The organism is Bradyrhizobium sp. 134 (assembly GCF_023074155.1).
Taxonomy (GTDB): domain Bacteria; phylum Pseudomonadota; class Alphaproteobacteria; order Rhizobiales; family Xanthobacteraceae; genus Bradyrhizobium.
Genome location: NZ_JADPKX010000034.1, coordinates 724,330 through 743,697, shown reverse-complemented (window position 1 = coordinate 743,697; position 19,368 = coordinate 724,330). Strand labels below are relative to the sequence as shown.

16 protein-coding genes are annotated in these 19,368 nt (G+C 64.8%); 12 read left to right on the top strand and 4 right to left on the bottom strand.

The window, feature by feature from the left end; all coding sequences use genetic code 11:
* Positions 1–42 precede the first annotated feature (42 nt).
* The 9 genes from IVA75_RS13100 to IVA75_RS13060 all read left to right on the top strand — a co-directional run bounded on the left by IVA75_RS13100 (position 43) and on the right by IVA75_RS13060 (position 10,253).
* Positions 43–2,073: an ATP-binding protein gene (locus IVA75_RS13100; protein ID WP_247285471.1), complete on the top strand. Its 2,031-nt coding sequence runs from the start codon at positions 43–45 to the stop codon at positions 2,071–2,073.
* Complete coding sequence (locus IVA75_RS13095) at positions 2,043–3,788, top strand: DUF3369 domain-containing protein (RefSeq protein WP_247285277.1); 1,746 nt, start codon at positions 2,043–2,045, stop codon at positions 3,786–3,788. Before IVA75_RS13100 ends, IVA75_RS13095 begins: the two co-directional genes overlap by 31 nt.
* Positions 3,789–3,798: 10 nt before the next feature.
* Complete coding sequence (locus tag IVA75_RS13090) at positions 3,799–4,533, top strand: response regulator (RefSeq protein ID WP_007597984.1); 735 nt, start codon at positions 3,799–3,801, stop codon at positions 4,531–4,533.
* Positions 4,534–4,942: 409 nt separating this feature from the next.
* On the top strand, positions 4,943–5,554 hold the full coding sequence (locus IVA75_RS13085) for a sigma-70 family RNA polymerase sigma factor (RefSeq protein ID WP_018456005.1): 612 nt from the start codon (positions 4,943–4,945) through the stop codon (positions 5,552–5,554).
* 336 nt (positions 5,555–5,890) lie between these two features.
* The gene (locus IVA75_RS13080; RefSeq protein WP_247285276.1) at positions 5,891–6,589 is read left to right on the top strand and encodes a cytochrome c biogenesis CcdA family protein; all 699 of its coding nucleotides are present in this window, start codon (positions 5,891–5,893) and stop codon (positions 6,587–6,589) included.
* Between the two features lie 31 nt (positions 6,590–6,620).
* Complete coding sequence (locus IVA75_RS13075) at positions 6,621–7,184, top strand: thioredoxin family protein (protein WP_018456003.1); 564 nt, start codon at positions 6,621–6,623, stop codon at positions 7,182–7,184.
* Positions 7,185–7,270: 86 nt separating this feature from the next.
* Positions 7,271–8,245 (top strand): hypothetical protein, encoded by a 975-nt coding sequence (locus tag IVA75_RS13070; RefSeq protein WP_247285275.1) that lies wholly within the window; start codon positions 7,271–7,273, stop codon positions 8,243–8,245.
* 322 nt (positions 8,246–8,567) lie between these two features.
* On the top strand, positions 8,568–9,161 hold the full coding sequence (locus IVA75_RS13065; RefSeq protein WP_027565945.1) for a L,D-transpeptidase: 594 nt from the start codon (positions 8,568–8,570) through the stop codon (positions 9,159–9,161).
* 54 nt (positions 9,162–9,215) lie between these two features.
* Positions 9,216–10,253, top strand: a complete 1,038-nt coding sequence (locus IVA75_RS13060; RefSeq protein WP_247285469.1) for an amino acid ABC transporter substrate-binding protein — start codon at positions 9,216–9,218, stop codon at positions 10,251–10,253.
* A 260-nt stretch (positions 10,254–10,513) separates the two neighbouring features.
* On the opposite strand, the gene IVA75_RS13055 is transcribed toward IVA75_RS13060, so the two are convergent.
* The gene (locus IVA75_RS13055) at positions 10,514–11,653 is read right to left on the bottom strand and encodes an acyl-CoA dehydrogenase (RefSeq protein ID WP_247285274.1); all 1,140 of its coding nucleotides are present in this window, start codon (positions 11,651–11,653) and stop codon (positions 10,514–10,516) included.
* A gap of 143 nt (positions 11,654–11,796) precedes the next feature.
* Positions 11,797–13,011, bottom strand: coding sequence for an acyl-CoA dehydrogenase family protein (locus IVA75_RS13050; RefSeq protein ID WP_247285273.1), 1,215 nt, complete (start codon positions 13,009–13,011; stop codon positions 11,797–11,799).
* Positions 13,012–13,148: 137 nt separating this feature from the next.
* Here IVA75_RS13050 and IVA75_RS13045 point away from each other — a divergent pair, with 137 nt between their 5' ends.
* Both IVA75_RS13045 and IVA75_RS13040 read left to right on the top strand, forming a co-directional pair.
* A complete protein-coding gene (locus IVA75_RS13045) occupies positions 13,149–13,694 on the top strand; it encodes a carboxymuconolactone decarboxylase family protein (protein WP_027565949.1) in 546 nt (181 codons plus the stop codon).
* A 91-nt stretch (positions 13,695–13,785) separates the two neighbouring features.
* Positions 13,786–14,280 (top strand): VOC family protein, encoded by a 495-nt coding sequence (locus tag IVA75_RS13040; protein WP_027565950.1) that lies wholly within the window; start codon positions 13,786–13,788, stop codon positions 14,278–14,280.
* Between the two features lie 125 nt (positions 14,281–14,405).
* Here the strand turns inward: IVA75_RS13040 and IVA75_RS13035 are convergent, their stop codons facing one another.
* Together IVA75_RS13035 and IVA75_RS13030 are read right to left on the bottom strand one after the other, a co-directional pair.
* Positions 14,406–15,638: an MFS transporter gene (locus IVA75_RS13035; protein ID WP_247285272.1), complete on the bottom strand. Its 1,233-nt coding sequence runs from the start codon at positions 15,636–15,638 to the stop codon at positions 14,406–14,408.
* Between the two features lie 140 nt (positions 15,639–15,778).
* Entirely contained in the window at positions 15,779–17,026 is a 1,248-nt protein-coding gene (locus IVA75_RS13030) for an MFS transporter (protein ID WP_247285271.1), read from the bottom strand.
* A gap of 218 nt (positions 17,027–17,244) precedes the next feature.
* Between IVA75_RS13030 and IVA75_RS13025 the strand changes: the two genes are divergently transcribed.
* Positions 17,245–19,314 (top strand): prolyl oligopeptidase family serine peptidase, encoded by a 2,070-nt coding sequence (locus tag IVA75_RS13025; RefSeq protein ID WP_247285270.1) that lies wholly within the window; start codon positions 17,245–17,247, stop codon positions 19,312–19,314.
* The last annotated feature ends 54 nt before the right edge of the window (positions 19,315–19,368 follow it).

The window sequence follows — 19,368 nt, the reverse complement described above, 5'->3', positions numbered from 1 at the left end:
GGGCTTGGACACAGCGAGCATGCAGACAGGTCGCCCGGCCCGATGGGGCGGCTGCGTGCGCGGCTGGTCGGCGTGCTCCGGGCGGTGCCGATCCGCTGGCGCATCCTGTCGATCGCGGCGCTGAACTCTGCCGTGGTCATCGTGCTGGTCGGGCTGATCTGGAACGGCTCGCAGGTGCTCGGCTCGGCCTGGGAGGACGTGCGCCAGGTGCGCGAATCCGACCGGATTCTGGCGCTGCTCGAAAGCGAGACCGGGCGGCTGCACAATCTGATCCACCGCTACATCAACCAGCCGAGCCCCGATTTGTTCGCCGAGATCCTGCTGCTGCGCGAGGCGGTGCTGGGGACGCTGACCAACCGCGCCGCCAAGGACCCGATGCTGTCGGGCTCGGTCGAGGAGCTGGAGCGCACCACCGACCGCTTCCTCAACGGCTTCGGCGAGCTGCGCGGCGTGCAGGCCACCATCGCGAAGACCTATGAGGATCAGGTGCAGGGACCGGCCAGGGACATGGCCGGGCTTTACTCCATCATCGAAGGCGCCACCGGCCACCGCGACGCGCTGATCTGGCCTTCGCTGGGCAAGTCGCGCGAAGCCTTCACCGCGATGCTGGTCGCGGCCAATTCCTACTATCTCTCGCTGTCATCGGGTGCGGCCGACGACGCCCGCCGCAATACCGAAACCATCGAGAAGACCATCCCCGTGATGATCGATCTCGCCGACAACGACCTCCAGCGCATGGCGCTGCGGCGGCTGGCGGCCCGGACCGCCGCGCTGCGCGAGGGCTTTGCAAAGCTCTCCGAGCAGCTCACGAACCGTACCGAACTGCTGCGCAACACCATCGACGCCAACCAGGCCGAGGCCATCGGCGCCATCGACGATCTCTCCACCAAGATGCGCCAGCGCGAGCAGAAGGCGCAGGAGACGTTCGACCGCACGCTGGCGGACATCTCCCGCCGTGTTCTTTCCATCGCCGTGATCTTCCTCGGCATCATCCTCACCGCCGGCGTGCTGATCGCGCTGTCGATCCGGCTGCCGCTGCAGCAGATCATGGCGGCGATGCGCGCGATCACGCTTGGCGACCTCGGCCGCGAGGTGCAGGGCACGCGTGCACGTGACGAGGTCGGCGCCATGGCGCGCGCGGTGGAAGTGTTCCGCGAAAACGCAATCGCGAAGCGCCAGACCGAGGACGAGCTGCGCGCGTCCAAGGAGAAGGCCGAGAGCGCGCTGCTCGAGCTCAACGCCGCGCAGCAGAACCTGATCGATGCCGAAAGGCTCGCAGCCCTCGGCGGCCTCGTCGCCGGCGTCGCGCACGAGGTCAACAACCCGATCGGGATCAGCCTCACCGTTGCGTCGAGCTTTGCCCGGCGCACCGAGATCTTCGAGGCCCAGCTCAAGGGCGACGGCGGCCTGCGCCGCTCGCAGCTGGAAGAATTCGTGCAGTCCTCGCGCGACGCCTCGCAGCAGCTCGTCGCCAATCTCCAGCGCGCCGGCGAACTGATCCAGTCTTTCAAGCAGGTCGCGGTCGACCGCTCCCATGCCGAGCGGCGGCAGTTCTCACTGAGCGAAGCCACCGACCAGATCATCGCGAGCCTGCGCCCGGTGCTGAAGCGGTCGCCGATCACGCTCCATGTCGACATGCCCGAGAGGCTGCTGCTCGACGGCTATCCCGGCTCCTACGGCCAGATCCTGACCAATTTGTTCCTCAACGCCGCCAACCACGCCTTTGCCGACGGCCGCGCCGGCACGATCACGATCTCGGCGCGGCCCCGCGGGGCCGACGACGTCGAGATCATCTTCACCGATGACGGGGCCGGCATGACCTCCGACGTGCAGCGCCAAGCCTTTGACCCATTCTTTACCACCAGGCGCAATGAAGGTGGCACGGGACTCGGCCTCCATATCGTCTATAACCTCGTCACCCAGCAGCTCGGCGGTCGCATGATGCTGGAATCCAAGCTGGGACAAGGCACTACATTTCGCATTATCATGCCCCGGGTCGCCAGGGGCGGCGGGCAAAGCACAGAGACTGACGGGACTTCTCAATGGCCGAACAGGACGATGTCCTCCACCTGATCGACGACACCGGTACCGCATCGGAGGATGTTGACGCCCGGAAATGGAAGATCGCCGTCATCGACGACGATCCGGCCGTGCATGACGGCACGCGTTTTGCGCTCTCGGACTATTCCCTCAACGGCCAGGGCCTGGAGATCCTCTCCGCCCATTCCGCGGCCGAAGGTCGCAAGCTGATGGCGGCGCACAACGACATCGCCGCCGTGTTGCTCGACGTCATCATGGAGACGGACGTCGCCGGCCTTGAGCTGGTCGAGTACATCCGCAACGAGCTCAAGAACGAGACCGTGCGCATCATCCTGCGCACCGGACAGCCCGGCCAGGCGCCCGAGCGGCGCGTAATCGTCCAGTACGATATCAACGACTACAAGGCCAAGACCGAGCTCACCGCCGACAAGCTGTTCACCTCGCTGACCGCGGCGCTGCGCTCTTACCAGCAGCTCGAGCGCATGCTGCAGACAAGGCGCGGGCTCGAGATCATCATCGACGCCGCCTCGACGCTGTACGACTTCAAGTCGATGCAGCGGCTCGCCGAGGGCGTGCTGACCCAGCTCGCCTCGCTGCTCAACGTCGATTGCGCCGGCATACTGGTCTTGCGCGACAATGGCGGCCTCGACCCCGAGCTCTCGGTGCTCGCCGGCAGCGGCTGCTACAGCCGCTTCATCGGCACGACCTCGTCGAAGGCGCTCGACCCCGATCTGCGCGCGATGGTGGAAGCCGCGTTCCAGGGCCGCAAGAACGAATTCGCGGACCACCGCAGCGTCATCTATTTGCGCACCGGAAGCGGGCGCGAGGTCGTGGTGCTGCTGCAGGCCGAGCGCGAGCTGTCCGAGACCGACCGCTCGCTGGTCGAGATCTTCTCCAGCCGGCTCTCGATCGCCTTCGACAACGTCATCCTCTACCAGCAGCTCCAGGCTGCCAACACCCAGCTGGAAGACCGCGTCGCCCAGCGCACCCGCGCGCTGATGCAGGCCAACCGCCGCCTCTCAGCGCAATGGCTGCGGCTGCAGCGCGCCAACGGCTTCAAGAACGAGATCCTCGGCACCGTTGCCCACGATCTCAAGAACCCGCTCGGCGTCATCCTCGGCCGCACCGAGATGCTGAAGGAGCTGATCTCGACCGGCGCGTCGTCAGGCGGCGTGGTCGCCCAGGTCGATCACATCCGCGATGCGACCAAGCGCCTGACCTCGATGGTCGATCATCTGATCTCGGACGCGATGGCCGATGCCTTCGACATCACCATCCGCCGCGAGCCGGTTGACGTCGCGGCCCTGGTCAAGGAAGTCGCCGAGGCCAACCAGCCGCTCGCCATCAACAAGCAGCAGGCGATCAGCGTCACCGCACCCGTCAACATCGTCACCATGTGCGACACCGACCGGATCCGCGAGGCGATCGACAACCTCATCAGCAACGCCATCAAATACTCGCCGGTCGGCGGCAAGATCGGCGTCATCGTGAGCCATGAAGGCGGCGACACAATCATCCGCGTCAGCGACGAGGGCGCCGGTCTGTCGCCGGAGGATCTCGGCCGCCTGTTCGGCCGGTTCCAGCGGCTGTCGGCAAAGCCGACCGCGGGCGAGAGCTCGACCGGGCTTGGGTTGTCCATCGTCAAGCGTATTATCGACATGCACGGCGGCGAGGTGACCGCCGAGAGCGAGGGCCCCGGCAAGGGCTCGACCTTCACCATCACCCTCCCCGCGACCGAAATTCCGTGATCTCAGGACCATGACCCAAAGCCAGCACATCATGATCGTCGACGACGAGGCCCCGGCCCGGGAGATGGTCGGCGATTACCTCAAGATGCACGGCTTCACCGTGACGCTGTGCGACGGCGGCAAGTCGTTGCGCACGGCGATCGACGGCAGCATGCCCGACCTCGTCGTGCTCGACCTCAACATGCCGGAGGAAGACGGGCTCTCGATCATCCGCGACCTCAAGAGCCGCATCAACGTGCCGGTGATCATGCTGACGGCGACGGCGAGCCCGATCGACCGCGTCGTCGGCCTCGAGCTCGGCGCCGACGATTACGTGGCCAAGCCGTGCGAACTGCGTGAGCTGATGGCGCGCATCCGCTCGGTGCTGCGCCGGAGCGCGCCGGCGAAAGCCGTGGCGGAAACGGCGGCTGCGAAATCGGACAAGGAGCAATTGGTACGGTTCGGGACGAAGTGGCTCGATCTCGAAGCGCAGGCCTTGCGCGACGACGAGGGCAACGAGCACCCGCTGACCGCATCCGAGTTCGGGCTCTTGAAGGTGTTCGCGGCCAATCCAAAGCGCGTGCTGTCGCGCGAGCGCCTGCTGGAATTGGCCAACGCGCGCGACGCCGAAGCCTTCGATCGCGCCGTCGACCTGCGCATCATGCGCATCCGCCGCAAGATCGAGCCCGATCCGGCAAAACCCGCCGTGATCCGCACCATCCGCGGCGGCGGCTATCTGTTCTCGCCGGCGGGCGAGAAGGCGTAGATCACGCACCACCCACGGTGTCGTCCCGGCGAAGGCCGGGACCCATTGCGCCAGGGAGAAGTTGTGGCGCGAGGCTGGTCCCTCGTGTCTTCGCCCAACCCACTCCGTGGTTATGGGTCCTGGCCTTCGCCAGGACGACAGCTGGGATTGAGGCGACATCGAACGCAAAGGCCCGAAATACGTTCCCGGCGCCTCCGTCCGCCTCCATTCCCCACCCCCGTATTTTCCGTACATTGAAATTCCACGCTTTTTTGCCCCGAATGTTTCGTCGCGGCTAATCCGACGAAACAATTTGATGGCGCACGAAACCATTTTCCCCTTTTCGTGCAGACGTCCCGAAACGTTGGCTCATTAACACTTTGGTCGAAGGAAACGCCGCTCGGTTGCGGCGCTACGGGGAGCCAAGTCAATGCCGAACGTCATCGCCATCAACGCCCAAGCCAGCCAGAGCATCATTGCCGCTCAGGCGACCTCGGACGACATGCTTCTCGAAAGCATTGCCGACGGCAACCGGACGTCCATGCACATCCTTTATTGCCGGCACAATGTGCGCGTCTACCGCTTCATCCTGCGGATCGTGCGTGACGCCACCACGGCGGAAGACCTCGTCAGCCAGGTGTTTTTGGACGTGTGGCGGACCGCCGGCCAATTCCAGGGCCGCTCGCAGGTTTCGACCTGGCTGCTCTCGATCGCCCGCTTTAAGGCGCTGACCGCGATGCGCCAGCGTCGCTTCGAGGATATCGACCAGGAAGACGTGCGTCAGATCGCCGACGGTTGCGACACGCCGGAGACATCGCTCGACCGCAGCGACACCAGCGCGATCCTGCGCGCCTGCGTTCAGAAGCTGTCACCCGCGCACCGCGAAATCATTACGCTCGTCTACTACCATGAGAAGTCGGTGGAGGAGGTCGGACAGATCATCGGCATCCCGCAGAGCACGGTGAAGACCCGGATGTTCTACGCCCGCAAGCAACTCGCCGAATTGCTTAAGGGCTGCGGCGTCGAGCGCTTTGCCGCCTGAAGTTCAGATATTTCAAGGGGATAGGGCGTTCGTTTTGGCCTTACCCCGGACACGGAAGTGTTACCGCCGACGAAACAATTGAAACAAAGCACAACATCAGGCGGAAAAACTTCCCTCCTATAAAACTCACATACGGTTTCGTTAAACCTCCCAAGACCTCCAACGACCCGGACGGGATGCCCCCCTCCGGGTCGTTTTGTATTTGGGCTTGGTTCAGGTGCGGGCCTTATGGTTTCGAGACGCCCGCTGCGGCCACCGTCACGAAGGCGTGACGCGGCGTAACGACTGCCTCTCTCATCCCGAACTGCCCTCGTGACCCCCTTCACGAGTGCCCTGATGCTCGAACTCACCTTCGCCGTCCTCGCCGGCATCCTCACCATCGCCGCGCCGTGCACGCTGCCGATGCTGCCGATCCTGCTCGGGGCCTCGATCGGCCGCAGCTCGCATCTGCGCCCCGCGATGATCGCGCTCGGCTTCGTCATGTCTTTCTCCGCGACCGCGCTGTTGCTCGGCGCCATCACGCGGCTGTTTAATTTCGATCCGAACGTGCTGCGCGAAGTGGCATCGATCCTGCTGCTCGGCTTCGGCCTGTTGATGCTGTGGCCGGCGCCGTTCGAATGGCTGTCGATCCGGCTCAACGGCTGGCTCGATCTCGCCAACTCCGGCGCCACGCAGCGCGAGGGCGCGCTCGGCGGGCTCGTGCTCGGCACCACGCTTGGCCTGGTCTGGACGCCCTGCGCCGGCCCGGTGCTCGGCTCGATCCTGACGCTGGTCGCGACCACTGAGAACGCGACCTGGGCCGGCACGCTGCTGATCGCCTACGCCATCGGTGCGGCCATTCCCATGCTGGCGATCGCCTATGGCGGGCAGGCCGCCACCACGCGGGTGCGCAGTCTCGCGCGCATCTCGCCGCGGCTGCAGCAGGGCTTTGGCGTCGTCGTGATCGGTTTCGCGCTCGCCGCTTATTTCCAATACGACACGCTGATCGTGGCGTGGCTCACCGGCTTCTATCCCACCGGCCAGATCGGCCTGTGATCATCCCTCATCTTCACCAGAGGACTTGTCCATGACTTTCAAACTGCTCGCCGTCTCCGCCGCACTGATCGGCATCGCCGTAACCGGCGCCGTCATCCCCGGCATCTGCGACGAGGCCGCGCGCGCCGTCCCTGTCGTCACAGCGGCCGCCAGCCAGGACACCGCGCCCGACTTCGCCGGCATCAACAACTGGTTCAACTCGAAACCGCTGAACATTGCCGATCTCCGCGGCAAGGTCGTGCTGGTTGATTTCTGGACCTATGGCTGCGTCAACTGCGTCAACACGCTGCCGCACGTCACCGACCTCTATGCCAAGTACAAGGACAAGGGCCTCGTCGTGGTCGGCGTGCACACACCGGAATTCCCGTTCGAGCGCTCGGCGTCCAACGTCCAGGCGGCGCTCAAGCGCCACGGCATCACCTATCCGGTGGCACAGGACAACGATTCCAGGACCTGGAACGCGTACCGCAACCGATATTGGCCGGCGCAATACATCATCGACCAGAACGGCAAGATCGTGTTCCAGCACGAGGGCGAAGGCCGCTATGACGAGATCGACCGCACCGTGGCAAAGCTGCTGAACGCCAATAGCTGACGCCGGATTGGCGCGCCACGCCCTTGTTGCTTGACTCCACGGACCGGTCCGTGGAGTTTCGCGGGCCACGTAATCAGCCGCCCGCGATGGACGACGTCACCAGCAGCACCGACATTCGCCTTCGTGAAGGCGCCTCGATCGCGCAGCGGCTGGTCATGTCCGGCTTTGCGGCCGCCGTTGCGCTATGCTTCACGCCGGGCCTGTTCACGCACGACACTCTGGAGGTCATCATCTCCGTGGTCGCGCTGCTGGTGGGAGCGGCGTTCGTCGCTATCATCATGCTGGCGCCGGCGGTGGTGTGGATCATCACGCCGGATGAGATCCTGATCGGGGAGCAGCGTCCGTTCGGAAAACTTCGGACGCGGGTCGTTGCCAAGGACGACATCAGGGGATTGCAGGTTCCCGGCAGCAAGAGGGCGAAAGCCCGCTTCCAGCTCGCCTTCACGTTGGCCTCCGGTGAGCGCCTGACATCGCCGCCGATCGCCGATGTCACCCACGTGCACGCCACGGTGGCGCGGATCGCCGCGCAATTCGACGTTCCCGACGTCGAGTCTCCCGTCAATCCGCTCGATGCCAGCAATCCCGAGATGCGTCTCGGCGACCCGCTCGAGCCGTTCTCGAAGAGAGACATCAGGATCGTCGCACTGATCGTCGTCGCATTGTGCGCCGTTCCCTACGCCTACAGGCTCTGGCGTGGCCTGTCGCCCGGGCCGGTCGACATCATGCTGCTGCCGGTCGGCGCGATCGCCGCTTTCGGCGTGTCCCGTTATGCCAATCTTGTGACCGGCGCCTTCTGGATCATCCGGCAAGGCGATCTCCGCGTCGAACGCCTGTGGGGCGACGGCACGTTGCGCGCCGACCACATCGAAGGGCGCGACGTCAAGACGATCACGGTCGAGCGCCGCGGCCGGTCCGAGGACGAGCACTGTATCGTGGTGATCCGATTGCAGTCGGGACGGCGGTTTCGCAGCCCTCGCATCGGGTCGAGGCCTGAGGCCCGGGCCGTAGGTGCCGAAATCGTCCGGCGGCTCGGGATCGCGGCTGAGAATGACCAGATCTGATATCGCGTCGCTTCCACATCGTCATGGCCGGGCTTGTCCCGGCCATCCACGTCTTTACCCATAGTGCCAAGAACGTGGAGGCCCGGGACAAGCCCGGGCATGACGGCGTTTGTGAATGCAAATTTGGTCGCCCCACCCCAAGCGAGGCCGTGGCTACTGCTTTTCGCGCCATCCCCTGTTTGTGGCATTGCCCGGCCTCGTCAAAAAACCAAAGCATTCTCGTGACATATCGGCTAAGTGTGCCTTGAACTTGCCATGAAGAGGGCCCTCAGATTTGATGGTTCCAGATGGTTTTGGCCTTGGCCGTGGGGGAGAGCTTGAAATGACGGATTTTCGTCGTCTGACCGGGATGTTTGTGGCTGCGATCGGCCTGATCCTGTCCGCGCCCCATGCCTACGCCCAGCAGCCCGACCGCGGCGACGAGCCGGGCCTGGTCGCCGACGATGCCTTCGAACTCGATCCGGAGTGGCAGAAGCAGGTCGTCTACTTCCGTACCACCGAAGCGCCCGGCACCCTCATCATTTCGACCGCCGAACGGCATCTCTATCTGGTGCAGCCTGGCGGTCGCGCGATCCGCTACGGCATCGGCGTCGGCCGCGACGGTTTTCAGTGGCAGGGGCTGGTGAACATCACCAACAAGAAGGAGTGGCCGGACTGGACGCCGCCGGCGGAGATGATCCAGCGCCAGCCCTATCTGCCGCGCTTCATGGCCGGCGGCCCCGGCAATCCGCTCGGCGCGCGCGCCATGTATCTGGGCACCACGGTCTACCGCATCCACGGCACCAATCGGCCCGACACGATCGGCACCAAGGTCTCCTCGGGCTGCTTCCGGCTGGTCAACCGCGACGTCGCCGATCTCTACGATCGCGTCCCGGTCGGCACCAAGGTTGTCATCCGGCAGAAGCCCGAGCTCTGATCTCTTCGCCTTAGCGAATATTCCTTTTCCCGATTATTTCGAGAGAGCAACATGATGCGCACTTTTCGTGGCGGCCTGCTGATCGGGCTCGCAGTCGCCGTGCTGGTCGCCGTCCTGGCCATCATCTATGAATTCTACGACACCCGCACGCTGAAGCGCACCGTCCGCCGCGGCGAAGTGCTGTGCGGCGTCAACAAGGGCCTGCCGGGCTTCTCGATCCCCGACGACAAGGGCAACTGGACCGGCTTCGACGTCGATTTCTGCCGTGCGGTGGCCTCCGCGATCTTCAACGACCCGAGCAAGGCGAAGTTCGTCGCGCTGGATGCCAACGAGCGCTTCAAGGAATTGCAGAGCCGAAAGGTGGACATCCTCTCGCGCAACTCGACCTGGAGCATGGCGCGCGAGCTCGACTACGACCTCTATTTCCCCGCGGTCGCCTATTACGACGGCGCAGGCTTCATGCTGCCGCGCGCGCGCAACAAGGAAACTGCGCTGGACCTGACCGGCAGCAAGGTCTGCGTCCAGACGGGGACCACCACGGCGCTCAACGTCGCGGATTACTTCCGTGCCAACAACATGAAGTATGAAGAGGTGAAGTTCGACAAGCTGGACGACGTCGTGAAAGCCTACGACACCGGCAAATGCGATACGCTCTCCGCCGACGTCTCCCAACTCTACGCACTGCGGATCAACCTGTCGAAGCCCGGCGACCAAATGATCCTGCCGGACATGATCTCCAAGGAGCCGCTCGCCCCCGTCGTGCGTCAGCGCGACGACGACTGGATGATGATCGTGAAGTGGACGCTGTACGCGATGATCAACGCCGAGGAGCTCGGCGTCTCCTCGGAGAACATCGACGAGGCCCTGAAGTCGAAGAAGCCGGAAGTGATGCGGCTGGTCGGCACCGAGGGCAATTACGGCGAGCAACTCGGCCTCACCAAGGATTGGGTGGTCCGCATCATCCGCCACGTCGGCAATTACGGCGAGATGTACGAGCGCAACATCGGCGAGAAGTCGAAGCTGAAGATCCCGCGCGGCATGAACCAGCTGTGGAATGCAGGCGGCGTGCAGTATGCACCGCCGGTGCGGTAGGAGGTCTTTCCGCCGTCATTGCGAGCGAAGCGAAGCAATCCAGGATCTTTCCGCAGAGGCTGTCTGGATTGTTTCGTCGCAAGTGCTCCTCGCAATGACGAGCTTGGGGCAAGCGCTGTCCACACTCTCAACTGTCATCAGCCCGGCTTGACCGGGCGATCCAGTACGCCGCAGCCTCTCGGTAGATCTCTGCCGTCTCTGGAATACTGGATCGCCCGCCTTCGCGGGCGATGACACCGAATGCGACGCGACGGTGCGCCTCAATACCCCCGCGCCCTGGCCAGCTGCTCGGTGTGGTAATTGGCGTCGCCGAACAACTCCTCGCAGACGCGCGCGCGCTTCATGAAGAAGCCGATGTCGAACTGGTCGGTCATGCCCATGCCGCCATGCATCTGCACGCCTTCCTGCACCGCGCGCGTGGCGGTGGTGCCGGCGCGGGCCTTTGCCACTGCGACGCTTGATGCGGCCTTGGCGACGTCCGTATCGAGCGCCTGCAGCGCCTTCATCACGGCGGCACGGGTGATCTCGATGTCGACGTAGAGCTCGGCGGCGCGGTGCTGCAGCGCCTGAAATTCGCCGATCAGCTTGCCGAACTGCTTGCGGCTCTTCAGGTACTCGACGGTGCGGTTGAACACCTCTTCGCTCAGGCCCACCATTTCGGAGGCCACCGCGCCGCGCCCGATATCGAGCAAGCCATCGAGCAGCGTGGCGCCCTGGTCGACTTCGCCGAGCACGCTGTCGGCATCCACCTCGACATTGGCAAGCTCGATCCGCGCCGCATTGTGCGCGTCGACCATGATGGTGCGCTCGATCGCAACGCCCTTGGCCTTGGGATTGACCAGGAACAGCGTCAGCCCCTCGCGTTCGCCGGCCGAGCCGGCGGTGCGTGCCGCGACAATGAGAAGATCGGCGACGTGACCGTCGACCACCAGCGCCTTGGCGCCGGAGAGCCTGAAGCCGTTGCCGGCGCGTACGGCCTGGAGGCTGGTCTGAAGCGGCCGATGTTTTGCGCCCTCGTCGATCGCGAGCGTCGCCAGCAGGGAGCCGTTGGAGATCTTCGGCAGATATTCCGACTTCTGCGCGGCATTGCCGCCACGGTTCAGCGCCGAGGCCGCGACCACGCTGGTGGCGAGGAAGGGCGACGGCATCAGCGTGCGGCCGATCTCCTCCATCACCACGCCGGCCTCGACATAGCCGAGACCGCTGCCGCCGAACTCTTCCGGCACCAGCAAGCCGGCAAAGCCCATCTCGGCGAAGGAATGCCAAAACTCCTTGGAAAAGCCGGCGGGGTCTTTGCTGTCGCGCAGATGCCGCAAATGCGACACCGGCGCCTTGTCGCTGATCAACCCGCGCGCGCTGTCGCGGAGCATCGATTGTTCTTCGGTGAGGACGAGGGCCATGGGTGCGTTCCGATTCGAAATCTGTTTTGTCTTGGTCATTCCGGGATGGCCCGAAGGGCCAGGCCCGGAATCCATCAGTGGGCATATACGCGGTGAAATGGATTCCGGGCTCGCGCTTCGCGCGCCCCGGAATGACGGGAAGTCTACGCCCCCGGCAGATCGAGGATGCGCTTGGCGACGATGCCGAGCATGACCTCGGTCGTGCCGCCCTCGATCGAGTTGGCCTTGGTCCGCAGCCAGGCGCGTGGACGGGCGCCTTGCTTCGAACGCTCGCTCTCCCATTCCAGTGCATCGACGCCGCCGGCCGACATCAGGATCTCGTAACGGCGCTTGTTGAGCTCGGTGCCGTAATATTTCATCGCCGAGGAGAACGCCGGATGCGCCTGCCCCGCCTTGGCGAGATCGACCGCGCGCTCGGCGCAGGCTGCAAGGGCGGCTTCATCGACGTCGAAGCTGGCGATCCGGCCGCGCAGCATGGAATCGTCGAGCCGTCCCAGCGCATCGGTGCCGACGGAATCGGCCGCGATCTGGCCGAGCGGACGGCCGACGCCGCGCTCGCCCATGCCTGATATCATCGCGCGCTCATGCTGGAGCAGATATTTTGCGACGTCCCAGCCGCGATTGACGGTGCCGACCACGTGCGATTTCGGCACGCGGACATTGTCGAAGAAGGTCTCGCAGAACGGCGAGTAGCCGGAGATCAGCAGGATCGGCTTGGTCGTCACCCCCTTCGACGTCATGTCGAACAGGATGAAGCTGATGCCGTCGTGCTTCTTCGCGGCGGGATCGGTGCGGACGAGGCAAAAGATCCAGTCGGCGTAGTTGGCGTAGGACGTCCAGATCTTCGACCCCGTGATGGCGAAATCATCGCCGTCGCTCTCGGCACGGGTCTGCAGCGAGGCGAGATCGGAGCCGGCGTTCGGCTCGGAATAGCCCTGGCACCAGCGGATCAGGCCAGCCGCGATCTTCGGCAGATGCTCCTTCTTCTGGGCATCGTTGCCGTATTTCAGCAGCGCCGGCCCGAGCATCCAGATCCCGAAGCTCGACAGCGGCGGACGCGCGCCGATTCGTCCCATCTCCGCGCGCAGCACCTTGTGCTCGGCCGCGCTCAAGCCGCCGCCGCCGTACTCCTTCGGCCAATCGGGTACGGTCCAGCCCTTGTCGCGCATGCGCTCGAACCAGATGCGCTGCGGCTCCGACGAGAATTTTGCATTACGTCCGCCCCAGAACACGTCGGCATCGGACGTTGCAGGCTTGCGCATCTCCGGCGGACAATTGGCCTCGAGCCAGGCGCGCGTTTCGCTGCGGAATGTTTCGAGATCGGCGGTCTCAGTCTCGCTGGCCCTGGAGTCAGTCATTGGTCGTTTCCATCAATCTAAATCGGCTTGTTGGCCGCGACTCTGGGCCAAGCTCCCGCGGAATTCAACCACTTCCGTGTCACGCATCCGCTATAGTCGCCACGACGGCGAAGCTTGAAAACAAAGAGGAAACAACAATGCGCCTGAAACTTCTTTCGCCTGGCGAAATGAACGAGAGCCAGCGGCAGACCTATGATGAGTCGATTGCCGGCAAGCGCGGCAAGCCGCCCGCGCCGATGATGGCCTGGCTGAACAGCCCCGACATGGCCCGTCACGCCACGCGGCTCGGCGAGGTCCTGCGCTACGACACGATATTTCCCGCAAAACTTTCGGAGATCGCGATCCTGGTGACGGCGCGGCACTGGACCGCGCATTACGAATGGTACGCGCACAAGCGCCTCGCGCTTGCCGGCGGCATGGCCCCTGACATCATCGATGCCATCCGCGACCGCCGCACGCCCGTCTTCGACGATCCCAAGGGCAAGATGATCTACGACGTCGCAAAGTCGCTGCATGAGGGCCACGGCGTCGAGAAGGGCCTCTATGACGAGGCGGTGAAGCTGCTCGGCGAGCGCGGCGTGGTCGAGGTGATTGGTCTCTGCGGCTATTACACGCTGGTGTCGATGACGCTGAACACGTTTGAGTTCGAGCTGCCGGAGGGCGAGGTGCGGGAGCTGTCGTAAGTTGCCTATCCGGAAACGCTGGGTTTCTGGATAGGCCGGTAGCACTGTCCCAAGCCCGCACTTATGTGGAGTTCATCAACGGAGCAGCCGCATGTCGCAGAACCAAGCCGTCGCCGCCGGCACCAGGATCGGCCACGTTCACCTCAAGGTCGCCGATCTCGATCGCGCGCTCGGCTTCTATTGCGGCGTGCTCGGTTTCGAGCTGATGCAGCGCATGGGCTCCGGCGCGGCCTTCATCTCGGCCGGCGGCTATCACCACCACATCGGGCTCAACACCTGGGAGAGCAAGGGCGGCTCGCCGCCACCGGCGGGCACGACCGGGCTCTATCACACCGCGATCCTCTATCCGACGCGACCGGCGCTGGCGGATGCGCTGCACCGCGTGCTCTCGGCCGGCATTGCGCTCGACGGGGCCAGCGACCATGGCGTGTCCGAAGCGCTGTATTTGCGCGATCCGGACCAGAACGGCGTGGAGCTGTATTGGGACAAGCCGCGGGAGCAATGGCCGTTCGGGCCGGACGGGAAGCTCGCGATGTTTACGAAGCGGCTGGATGTGGAGGAGCTGCTGAAGCAGCGCGAGGCGTGAGCTCCGCTGCCGCCCCTCGTCATTGCGAGCGCAGCGAAGCAATCCAGACTGTCTCTGCGGAGGCAGCCTGATTGCTTCGTCGCAAGAGCTCCTCGCAATGACGGAGTTTGTTGAAGCGCCGTCGCTCACGACTGGGATTTTCGCCCCCGCACCATGATCAACGCCGCCGCCGCCAGCTCCAGCGCAATACACAGATAGAACGGCAGCTCATAGCCACCGGAAAAATCGCGCAGAACGCCGACCACGCCGGGGCCGAACGCATACGTCACCTGGTTGATCGCGGTGTTGAGGCTGATCAGCACGCCGAACGAGGCGGAATCGAATTCCTGCTGCACGATCAGCGACGGCAGCGTGATGAGATTGCCGACCGAGAAGCCGAACAATGCGCAGGCCGCGATCAGCACGTAATCATTGTGCAAATTGATGACGACGAGAAGCGCCACGGCCTGGCTCAGGAACGACAGGGCCGAGGCAAGCCGCTGGTTGAGGCGGTCGATCACCAGCGAGAACAGCACCCGGCCGATCACCGCCATCGCGGTCAGCACCGCAACCGCGACGGCCGCGCGCTCGCGCCCGATCACGGGATCGAGGAACGAGATCAGGTGGACGATGAAGCCGACCTGCGCGAACAGCACCAAGGCAAAGGCAATGGTTACGGTGAGGAAGCCGACATCGCGCAAGGCCTGGCTGCGGATCTGCGCCGACGATTGCGGCTTCGCTCTCGTCGCTGCGCGCCGGCCATGGAGATCGGGCGGGCGGCCGACGACAATCAGGATCACCGGCAGGAGCAGCGCCAGCATGGCACCGGCGACGGTAAACATCGCGCTGGCGAAGCCGATGTGGCCGATCAGGGTCACCAGCAGCGGCACCCCGACGATGCCGCCGAAGCTTGCGCCGTTCAGCGCGAGGCTGATCGCCATGCCGCGCTTCTGGTCGAACCACAAGCTGATCGTGTTGGTGATCATGGCGAGGCTGGTGCCGGCCCAGCCGAAGGCGAGCACGGCATTCGCGAGATAAAGCTGCCACGGCTCGCGCACCGCGCCGATCGCGACCGCGGCAGCCGACATCGCCAGCGTGCCCGCGATCAGGCCAAGGCGCGGGCCGTATTTGTTGACGGCTTCGCCGACGAAGACGACGAGCAGCGCGCCGAACAGATAGAAGAACGTCGTGCCGGACGAGATCAGCGAGGCCGACCAGCCGTGCGCACGCTGGAGCTCGGCGACATAGACGCTCTGGCCGTAGAAGCCGAGCCCCCAGCCGAAGGTCGCGAGCAGGAAGCAGACCGCAACGATGCGCCAGCCTTCGTAGCGGAGGGAGGATTCGTCGATGGATGCGTCGTGCCGGGGATTGTCGAGCATTTGCGCTTGTCCTTCGTTTCCCCGCGAGCGCCGTGCTTCACGCTCGCCTGTTCATGACGAGCATCATGTAACAACCCAAGCCCCGGAAATCACTTCGACCTGGATCGAACTATCGACGCTGCTGACAGCCTCCTGCCAATTCAGATCGCATCCGGGAACTCGCCCATCGCCGCGTCCAGCCGCGCTTTGCGACGGCGGGCAAAGGACGCCAGCGAGAGCACGGCGAGGCCGAGCAGCACCGGCGGGAACACCACCATGTTCACCGCGGACCAGCCGTAACTGGCGAGCAATTGGCCGGACGAGAACGAGCCGATCGCCATCATCCCGAACACCAGGAAATCGTTGAAGGCCTGCACCTTGTTGCGCTCCTGCGGCCGATGCGTCTCCAGCACCAGCGCGGATGCGCCGATGAAGGAAAAATTCCACCCCACACCGAGCACGACCAGCGTGGCCCAGAAATGCATCGCGGTGATGCCGGACAGGCCGATGCAGGCTGCGCCAGCCTCCAGCAGCAGGCCGGCGGCAACGACCTGGCGCGCGCCGAAGCGGGCAATCAGCGCGCCCGTGAAGAAGCTCGGCCCGTACATGGCGACGATGTGCCATTGAATGCCGAAATTGGAATCGGAAACGCTCAAGCCGCACAGCTTCATGGCGAGCGGCGCCGAGGTCATCACCAGATTCATCATGGGGTAGGAGATGACACCGCATAGCGCCGCCGCGATGAAGCGCGGCTGGGTCACGATCTCGAGCAGCGGCCGCCCGCCGTGAAGATCGGCCGGTGCGGGCTTCGGCATGTCGACCCCGGCGACGATGCCCATCGCGATCAGCGCGACGGCAGCCTGGACCAGGAAGCTGAAGGCAAACAGATAAGGCTGCCAGACATCCATGGTCCATTGCACGAGCTGCGGACCGAGCACGCCGGCGAACACGCCGCCCGCCATCACCCAGGACACCGCCTTGGGTCGATAGGCAACACTGGCGCCGTCGGCGGCAGCGAAGCGATAGGACTGCGCCACCGCGCCGTAGAGGCCGCCGAGAAAAGTCGCCAGACAGAACAACGGAAACGAAGCGTGCAGGATCGCGAACGAGCCGAGCAGACCGGTCAGCGCACCCAGACCTGTGCCGACGATGAAAGCCACTCGGCGGCCGAAGCGACGCGAGATCGCGCCGGTCGGCAGCGTGCCGGCGGCGAGGCCGAGCACATACATCGAGATCGGCACGGTCGCGAACGAGACGTCGGGCGCGAGCGTCGCGCCGACGATCGCGCCGGTGGCGAAGATCACCGCCGAGTTGGCGCCGGTCAGCGCCTGCGCGGCGGCAAGGCGCACCACATTGGCGCGCACGCGGGCGTCGGCGGCGATCTCATTGGCTGCAGTCACATCCAGCATCGGCATTTCCGCCCCAACGGGCTTTCGAGGCGCTTTTAAAGGCTTTCAAGGGCTCGCTTGATTCCCGGCACTATGGCGGGGCGCGGGAGGCCGGGCAACCGGCGCAAACGGGCGCAGGCCATGTCTCTGACGCAATCGGGCCGATGATAATGGGCCGCGCACTTGACGGCTTGCGCTCGATCAAATCCTATCCGCCGCGACCTTCCGGAGTTTCGTTCATGTCCGTCGACGACAGGCCTACGCTCAGCGCTCCCGACGACGATCCCTGGCTCTGGCTGGAGGAGATCGAAGGCAAGCAGGCGCTCGATTTCGTCACGCGGCAGAACAGCCTGACGCTCGAGGCGTTCGGCGGAGCGGCCTTCGCGCGCGACCGTGACATCCTCGCGGCGATCTACGATCGTCCCGACAACATTCCCTATGTCAGCCGACGCGGTGACGAGCTGCACAACCTCTGGAAGGATGCCACCAACCCGCGCGGCTTGTGGCGAAAGACTTCGCTCGCCGAGTTTCGCAAATCGCATCCGACGTGGGAAATCATGCTGGACGTCGACCAGCTCGCCGCGCGCGAAGGCGAGGACTGGCTGCTGAGCGGCATCACCACACAGAAGGGAAGCGCGCGCGCCATTTTGGGGCTGTCGCGCGGCGGCAGCGACGCCGTCACCTTGCGGGAATTCGACCTCGACACCAAGAGCTTCGTTGCGGACGAATTTGCGCTGTCGGAAGCCAAGGGCGGCGCCGATTGGCTCGACGCAGACACGCTACTGCTATCGAGCGCCCATGGCGAAGGCATGGCGACGAGCGCGGGATATTCGCGGACGGTTCGGCTGTGGCGGCGCGGCCAGCCTGTCGATCAGGCGCAAATAATCATCGAGACCACGGCCGATCATATGGCGATCTCCGGCATCGTCGACGACACCGCGGCGGCCCCGCGCAGCTGGATCGTCGACCAGATCGATTTCTTCAATCATGCGCTCTGGCTGCGCGGCGCGGACGGCACGACGACAAAGCTCGATCTGCCGACCGGCATCTGGTTGCAGGCGCATGGCGACTGGTTCGCGATGAAGCTGCGCGAAGCCTGGTCGATCGAGGGGAAAACCTATGCCGCCGACACCGTGCTCGGCATGTCGCTCTCGGCGTTCCTCGCCGGCAGCCGCGATTTCGCGGTGCTGTTCGAGCCGGAATCTCGCCGCGCCCTGCAAGGTCTGTTCTGGGCCGGCGGCAGGCTGGTGCTGTCGATCCTCGACGAGCTCCAGCCGCAATTCGAGATCTGCACGCCGTCCGCCACGAGCTGGAGCCACGCGTCACTCGGCGGCCTGCCGCAGATCGGCGTGGTCGACATCTGGCCGCTGGATCGCCATCCCTCCGAGAGCAATGGCGACCTGCTTGCCAATGTGCAGGATCCGCTCACGCCGCCGTCGCTGCTGCTGATGGAGCGCGGCGTCGCGAGCCCGACCGTGCTGAAGCAGGCGCCGAAAACATTCAACGCCGACGGCCTCGTGGTGACCCAGCACGAGGCGATCTCGATCGACGGCGAGCGTATCCCTTATGTGCAGACCGGCCCCAGCGGCGAGACCGGCGATGCACCGGTCTATATGAGCGCCTATGGCGGCTTCGCCCATTCGGTGAAGCCGTATTACAACGCATCGCTCGGCAAGCTGTGGCTGGAGCGCGGCGGCACGACGGTGCAGGCGAATTTGCGCGGCGGCGGCGAATTCGGCACGCGCTGGCACGATGCCGGCCGGCTCGCCGGCAAGAAACTGTCGCACGACGATTTCGCAGCCGTTGCCGCCGATCTCGTCCGCCGCGGCGTGACCAAAGCAAAGCGCATCGCCGCGCAGGGTGGATCGAACGGCGGCATCCTCATCACCAACATGCTGGTGCGCTACCCCGAACGTTTCGGCGCGCTGTTCTGCACCATCCCGCTGATCGACATGCGCCGCTACACGAAGCTGCTCGCCGGCGCGAGCTGGATCGCGGAATATGGCGATCCCGACAAGCCGGAGGAGTGGGACTGGCTGAAGACCTACTCCGCCTATCACAACGTCAAGGCCGGCCAACCCTATCCGCCGATCCTGATCGCCACCACGCGGCGCGACGACCGTGTCCATCCCGGGCATGCGCGCAAGATGGCCGCAAAGCTCCAGGCCATGGGCTACGAGGCCTGGTTCTACGAGCCTGAAGCGGGTGGCCACGGCTACGGCAAGGACAACAAGGAGCGCGCCGGGTTCGAGGTGATTGGCTTTCGGTTCTTGAAGGACAAAATCGGCTGGAGGGATGGCGAGGGCTAGCGTTGCGGCGCTGACGTCTTCGGATCGTCATGGCCGAGCTTGACCCGGCCATCC

Excerpts from the sequence above, each read along its gene's own strand:
- IVA75_RS13075 (WP_018456003.1), top strand. The coding sequence starts at position 6,621 with ATGACTTTCAAACTGCTCGCCGTCTCCGCCGCACTGATCGGCATCGCC.
- IVA75_RS13070 (WP_247285275.1), top strand. The coding sequence starts at position 7,271 with ATGGACGACGTCACCAGCAGCACCGACATTCGCCTTCGTGAAGGCGCC.
- IVA75_RS13085 (WP_018456005.1), top strand. The coding sequence starts at position 4,943 with ATGCCGAACGTCATCGCCATCAACGCCCAAGCCAGCCAGAGCATCATT.
- IVA75_RS13030 (WP_247285271.1), bottom strand. The coding sequence starts at position 17,026 with ATGCTGGATGTGACTGCAGCCAATGAGATCGCCGCCGACGCCCGCGTG.
- IVA75_RS13090 (WP_007597984.1), top strand. The coding sequence starts at position 3,799 with ATGACCCAAAGCCAGCACATCATGATCGTCGACGACGAGGCCCCGGCC.
- IVA75_RS13080 (WP_247285276.1), top strand. The coding sequence starts at position 5,891 with ATGCTCGAACTCACCTTCGCCGTCCTCGCCGGCATCCTCACCATCGCC.
- IVA75_RS13045 (WP_027565949.1), top strand. The coding sequence starts at position 13,149 with ATGCGCCTGAAACTTCTTTCGCCTGGCGAAATGAACGAGAGCCAGCGG.
- IVA75_RS13050 (WP_247285273.1), bottom strand. The coding sequence starts at position 13,011 with ATGACTGACTCCAGGGCCAGCGAGACTGAGACCGCCGATCTCGAAACA.
- IVA75_RS13035 (WP_247285272.1), bottom strand. The coding sequence starts at position 15,638 with ATGCTCGACAATCCCCGGCACGACGCATCCATCGACGAATCCTCCCTC.
- IVA75_RS13025 (WP_247285270.1), top strand. The coding sequence starts at position 17,245 with ATGTCCGTCGACGACAGGCCTACGCTCAGCGCTCCCGACGACGATCCC.
- IVA75_RS13095 (WP_247285277.1), top strand. The coding sequence starts at position 2,043 with ATGGCCGAACAGGACGATGTCCTCCACCTGATCGACGACACCGGTACC.
- IVA75_RS13100 (WP_247285471.1), top strand. The coding sequence starts at position 43 with ATGGGGCGGCTGCGTGCGCGGCTGGTCGGCGTGCTCCGGGCGGTGCCG.
- IVA75_RS13055 (WP_247285274.1), bottom strand. The coding sequence starts at position 11,653 with ATGGCCCTCGTCCTCACCGAAGAACAATCGATGCTCCGCGACAGCGCG.
- IVA75_RS13060 (WP_247285469.1), top strand. The coding sequence starts at position 9,216 with ATGCGCACTTTTCGTGGCGGCCTGCTGATCGGGCTCGCAGTCGCCGTG.
- IVA75_RS13065 (WP_027565945.1), top strand. The coding sequence starts at position 8,568 with ATGACGGATTTTCGTCGTCTGACCGGGATGTTTGTGGCTGCGATCGGC.
- IVA75_RS13040 (WP_027565950.1), top strand. The coding sequence starts at position 13,786 with ATGTCGCAGAACCAAGCCGTCGCCGCCGGCACCAGGATCGGCCACGTT.